This is a genomic window from Terrisporobacter sp. (genome assembly GCF_017888745.1).
Lineage (GTDB): Bacteria > Bacillota > Clostridia > Peptostreptococcales > Peptostreptococcaceae > Terrisporobacter.
In genome coordinates this window covers 1-5,109 of sequence record NZ_JAGHFM010000323.1, presented here as the reverse complement: position 1 = coordinate 5,109, position 5,109 = coordinate 1, and the positions used below count along the sequence as shown (strand labels likewise).

At 26.0% G+C, this 5,109-nt stretch carries 4 protein-coding genes; all 4 read left to right on the top strand.

Features of this window, described 5'->3' with window-relative positions; all coding sequences use genetic code 11:
• Positions 1-458 (top strand): PH domain-containing protein (locus J7G74_RS14240; RefSeq protein WP_330616590.1); only part of this gene is annotated, 458 nt, incomplete at its 5' end.
• 15 nt (positions 459-473) lie between these two features.
• Positions 474-1,973, top strand: a complete 1,500-nt coding sequence (locus J7G74_RS14235) for a PH domain-containing protein (RefSeq protein WP_297136547.1) — start codon at positions 474-476, stop codon at positions 1,971-1,973.
• 172 nt (positions 1,974-2,145) lie between these two features.
• Positions 2,146-2,817 carry an ABC transporter ATP-binding protein gene (locus J7G74_RS14230; protein ID WP_297136546.1) on the top strand — a complete coding sequence of 224 codons (672 nt, stop codon included), beginning with the start codon at positions 2,146-2,148 and terminating at the stop codon, positions 2,815-2,817.
• A 3-nt stretch (positions 2,818-2,820) separates the two neighbouring features.
• On the top strand, positions 2,821-5,109 hold a 2,289-nt coding region (locus tag J7G74_RS14225), incomplete at its 3' end, for an ABC transporter permease (RefSeq protein ID WP_297136545.1).

Below are 5,109 nucleotides of genomic sequence, written 5' to 3'. Positions count from 1 at the left end.
TAGGATGTATGTTTATTGCTACCTTAATTCAAGTTTTAATTTTGAGTGGAATTTTATTAGGAGTATGGCTTATATTTGGTGAAAGACTACCTAGAATAGTAAAAATTATTATGTTAGTTTTAGAATTGCTAAGTATAATTTACTTATTTGTTTCTCCTAAAATTAGATATGAAAGATATAGATACTCTATTACGGATGATTGCATAGATGTTAAAGAAGGATTTTTGTTTATAGAAAGAAATATAGTTCCTATTGAGAGACTTCATAAAATATCTATTAAAAAAGGACCTATAGATAGGATGTTTAATCTGTCTAAGGTAATAGTAACTACTGCTGGAGGAGATGTTACTATAAGATTTTTAGAGGATAAAAAATCTCATTTTATTTCAAATTCACTTAAAGATAAAATTAATAATATTGCAATAGAATCAAAAATACAAAATAAAGGTGATTTGTAAGAATAGGAGTCATATATGAAAGAAGATAAATTTAGATGTCATCCTAGTATCATTGTAGAAAAAACATGGTGGATAATTTCATTTTTGTTTTTTATTATGATCACAGATATAGATAATGTAAAAGATATGGTATTACGTAGTGATTTTATTAATATGATATTAATATTTTTTGGAGGAGTAGCGTTTCTGTTATTTATTTTAATTTATAATACTTTTATTTGGTATAAAACTTTTATAAGTATTGAAGAAAATACAATAATAGTACAAAGAGATACTATAAATTCCAAGATTAATACTTATGGGATTAAAAATATTGCCAATATAAATTTGGAGCAAAATGTTTTTGAAAGAATTATAGGAACATATAAAATAAAAATTGATACAGATAGTTTGTCTACAGCAAACACTACAGATATAGAAATCATACTTTCTAGAAAAGATGCTTATGAATTTAAATATAATGTTGAAAAGCTTATGAAGCTTGAAACTATAGAATATATTGAAAAACAAAGGGATAAACTGGACTATAATGATGATAATGAAAATAGACAATATAATTATTTACATGACGAAGAAATAGATTATGATATAGTTTTTTCTATTAATGATATATTAAAACATTGTTTTTATAATTTTTCTATTTTTGGATTTATGTTTAGTTTAGGTGTATTTATATTTACTTTATTTATAGTAACGCAAGGCGATGAGTTTGGGGGAACAATACCACTATTACTAATAGTAATTACATCTTTGATGAGTATAATAAAGTTTTTCATAGGCGATTTAATAAAATATTATAATTTTTCTATAAAAAGATTAGAAGATAGATTATATATTAGTTATGGATTATTAAAGAAGAGGAAATTCACTATTCCTATAAATAGAATTAATGCTATAAATATTAAACAACCTATTTTCTGCAGAATTTTTAAAAGATATCAAGTTGATATATCTACCATAGGTGTAGGAGATGATGAGTCAGAAGGATCACAAATTTTACTATGTAGTAAAAAAGAAAATTTTGTAAAGTATATAAATACATTACTTCCAGAGTTTAGAGTAGGTGAAGAATTAATATTAGCAAGACAGAATAAAAATTATTATAAAATAAAAATTGCTGAGACTATTACAGTAACCATGTTTATTTCTTTAATAATGTACATAATTTATAAATTAAATTTTGGAATTAATATTTCAATATTAGTAGGCATAAATATAGCAGTGTTTTCATTACTAATTTTAATAGCTTATATGTCATATATTACTTATGGATTTCATATGGAAAAAGAAAATGTGGCCATTTCACAGGGAATTTTCTACAAGAATATTAGCATTATAAAATATAAAAAGGTTCAGTATATAAATATAAAAAAAGGTCCTATAAGTTCTAGATTTAATTTATGCCATGGTGAAATTTACATTTTAGCCAGTTTAGGTAATGAAATTAAAACTATAGGTTATTATGATGATGTTTTATTTGAAGAATTAAAGAATAAGATACTAAGTATAGTATAGTAATTAAGATTAGAAAGTTGCCCTTAATGAAGGCAACTTTTTTAGTATCCTAGTTTATATGAGGAGAAGTCTTATATCATTTTTCAAAACAAGAAAATTTTTTTATTCTGTCAGAAGTTTGTCACAAGTTTTGTTTATTATATAAATATAAAATTAAAACTGAGGTGGAATGATGAGTATATTAAAAGCTGAAAATTTAATAAAAATGTATGGGCAAGAGCCAAATATAGTTAAAGCACTAGATGATGTAAGTATAGAAATAAAAGAAGGGCAATTTGTTGCTATAGTTGGAACATCTGGAAGTGGTAAATCCACACTTTTAAATATGCTAGGTGGTCTAGATAAATTAACTAGCGGGGAAGTTTATATAAATGATAAAAAACTAAGTAATATGAATGATGAAGAAATAACTATTTTTAGAAGAAGAAACATAGGATTTATTTTTCAAAATTATAACTTAGTTCCAGTATTAAATGTTTATGAAAATATAGTTCTTCCAATAGAGCTAGATGGAATAAAAATCGATGAAGAATATGTTAATTCAATTATAAATACTTTAGGACTTAAAGACAAATTAACAAATATGCCAAATAATTTATCTGGAGGTCAACAGCAAAGAGTGGCAATATCTAGAGCTTTAGCTACAAAGCCAGCTATAATCTTAGCTGATGAGCCCACTGGAAACCTTGATAGTAAGACGAGTATGGATGTAATAGGTCTGTTAAAAATGACTTCTCAAAAATTTAATCAAACCATGGTTATGATTACCCATAATGAAGAAATCGCACAACTTGCTGATAAGATAATAAGAATAGAAGATGGAAGAGTGGTAAAGGGGGAGTAGAAGTTGAAATTTGAGAATAATAATAAAGATATAATAAAAAGGATGACCAACTCTTCTATAAGGTCTAATAAAACTAGAAACATGTTTGTAGTTTTAGCGATAGTACTTACTACTTTTATGATATCTTCTGTGTTTAGTATAGGAGCCAGTTTTGTACAAAATTATAAAGTTATGACTACAAGACTTGCAGAAACTACAGCAACTACTATTTTGAATTATCCAAAGGAAAGTCAAATAAAAGAAATAGAGAACTTAGGAATAACTACTTCCATTGGTGAGGAAATTACAGTTGGAAAAGTAATTGATAAACAACTAGACAAAGATAAACTAAAAATAATTTTAAAATATTATGATGAAGAAAATTGGGAAAAACAAATTACACCAGCTATAAGTAACATAGAAGGTACTTATCCAACAAAGCCTAATGAAATAATGGCATCACAAAAAGCATTAGAGTTTTTAGAGAAAAAGAATACAAAAATAGGAGATGCTATAAAAATAAAATATAAAGATGCAAACGGTAATACTTTAGAAAAAGAATTTACATTAAGCGGAACTTATAAAACTTATTCATTCTTTGAAGATACTGGTTTTTTAGTGGTATCAGATAAATATATAAAAAATAATAATTTAAATGTAGGCGACAATGGATTTTTAACTTTTACTTTGAAAAATAAGTACAAGAATGAAGCAGTAGATATATTAAAGTCAGAAATACATTTAAATAAGCATCAAGAGTTTACTTTTAATTATGATGCAAATAATGATTCTAGTGAAGTGGCTATGATTACTATTGGAATTATAGGAATGATAGGTTTATTTATAGTATTTAGTGGATACTTACTAATTTACAATATAATGTATATAGCAGTAACTAAGGATATAAACTTCTACGGTCTAATAAAAACTATAGGAACTTCACCTAAACAAATTAAAAAGATAGTAAAGGGACAAGCATTAAGATTATCTTTAATAGGAATACCTATAGGTTTAGTTCTTGGAGCCATAGTATCTTTTGGAATAGTACCAATGGCTATGAGCACTTTTTCAAGTGGAGCCTATGCCACTGCCATGCCATCAGATATATCCTTTAACCCAATAATATTTATAGGTGCGATTTTATTCTCTTTGCTTACAGTTAATTTTAGCTGTAGAAAACCGGCCAAAATAGCAAGTAGTATATCGCCTATGGAAGCTTTAAGATACAGTGGAACTAAGCAAAGTAACAAAAATAAAAAAAGAAAATCTACTAAGGGTGGAAAGCTTTATAAAATGGCTTGGTACAATGTTTTCAGAGATAAAAAACGTGCTATTTTAGTTTTCTTATCATTGTTTATGGGATGTATCACTTTCATAAGTGTAAATACATTTATAAAAAGTTTGAGTATAGAAAACTATATAGATAGATATGTGAATAATGATTTTGAACTTCAAAATATTCAAGTACTAGAAGATAAAATAGACAATGATTTAATAAGTGAAATAAAAAAAATGAATGGAGTAGAAAGTGTAAGTAAGATAAGTCTAGGAAAACTACAACTAGATTACAATGAAAAATTATTACTACCTGCATTAAAAGGTGGATATGAGAGATTTGCTTCTGGAGACGAAGAAGGGCTGAATAACTTACTAGAAGAGATTAAGAAAAATCCATCAAGATTATCACCAAATATTATAGGAATAAATGATGAGATAATAGAAAGATACAATGAAAAAACTAAAGATAAAATAGATGTAGAGGCTTTTAAAGAAGGTAAACTAGCTTTAGTTGATAATTTCTACTACAACGAGGAAGATAGAAATATATTAGGAGAAAAAATAACTCTTAGAAATAAAGATAATGATTCAATGACATTTAATACAAAATTGTTTAGTGATGAAGTAGATTTATTAGCAGGTGCACCAGATAATGAGTTGGGTATACCAAGTATATTTATAAGTCAGAATGCTTTAGAGAAATTAGATAAGAATCATATAGGATATTTATTATACATAAATATTGATGACAGATATGATGAAGCTATTAAATCTAAATTAACGAAAATATCTGATGCTAGGGGATTATATATGGATTCAAAGACTACTCAAACTAAAGAATTCAATAATACTTCTATGGTAATGAATATTTTAGGGGGAGGGATGTCAATTATCTTGATTTTTATAGGACTTCTAAACTTTATAAATGTAATGATAACAGGAGTAAATGTAAGATTAAAAGAGCTAGCAGTCATGGAAAGTATAGGTATGACTAAGAAGCAAATCAAAAAGATGTTAACTTTAGAAGGTTTATAT

Bases quoted from the DNA above. Each gene is read 5' to 3' on its own strand.
- J7G74_RS14235 (WP_297136547.1), top strand. From the start codon at position 474: ATGAAAGAAGATAAATTTAGATGTCATCCTAGTATCATTGTAGAAAAA.
- J7G74_RS14230 (WP_297136546.1), top strand. From the start codon at position 2,146: ATGAGTATATTAAAAGCTGAAAATTTAATAAAAATGTATGGGCAAGAG.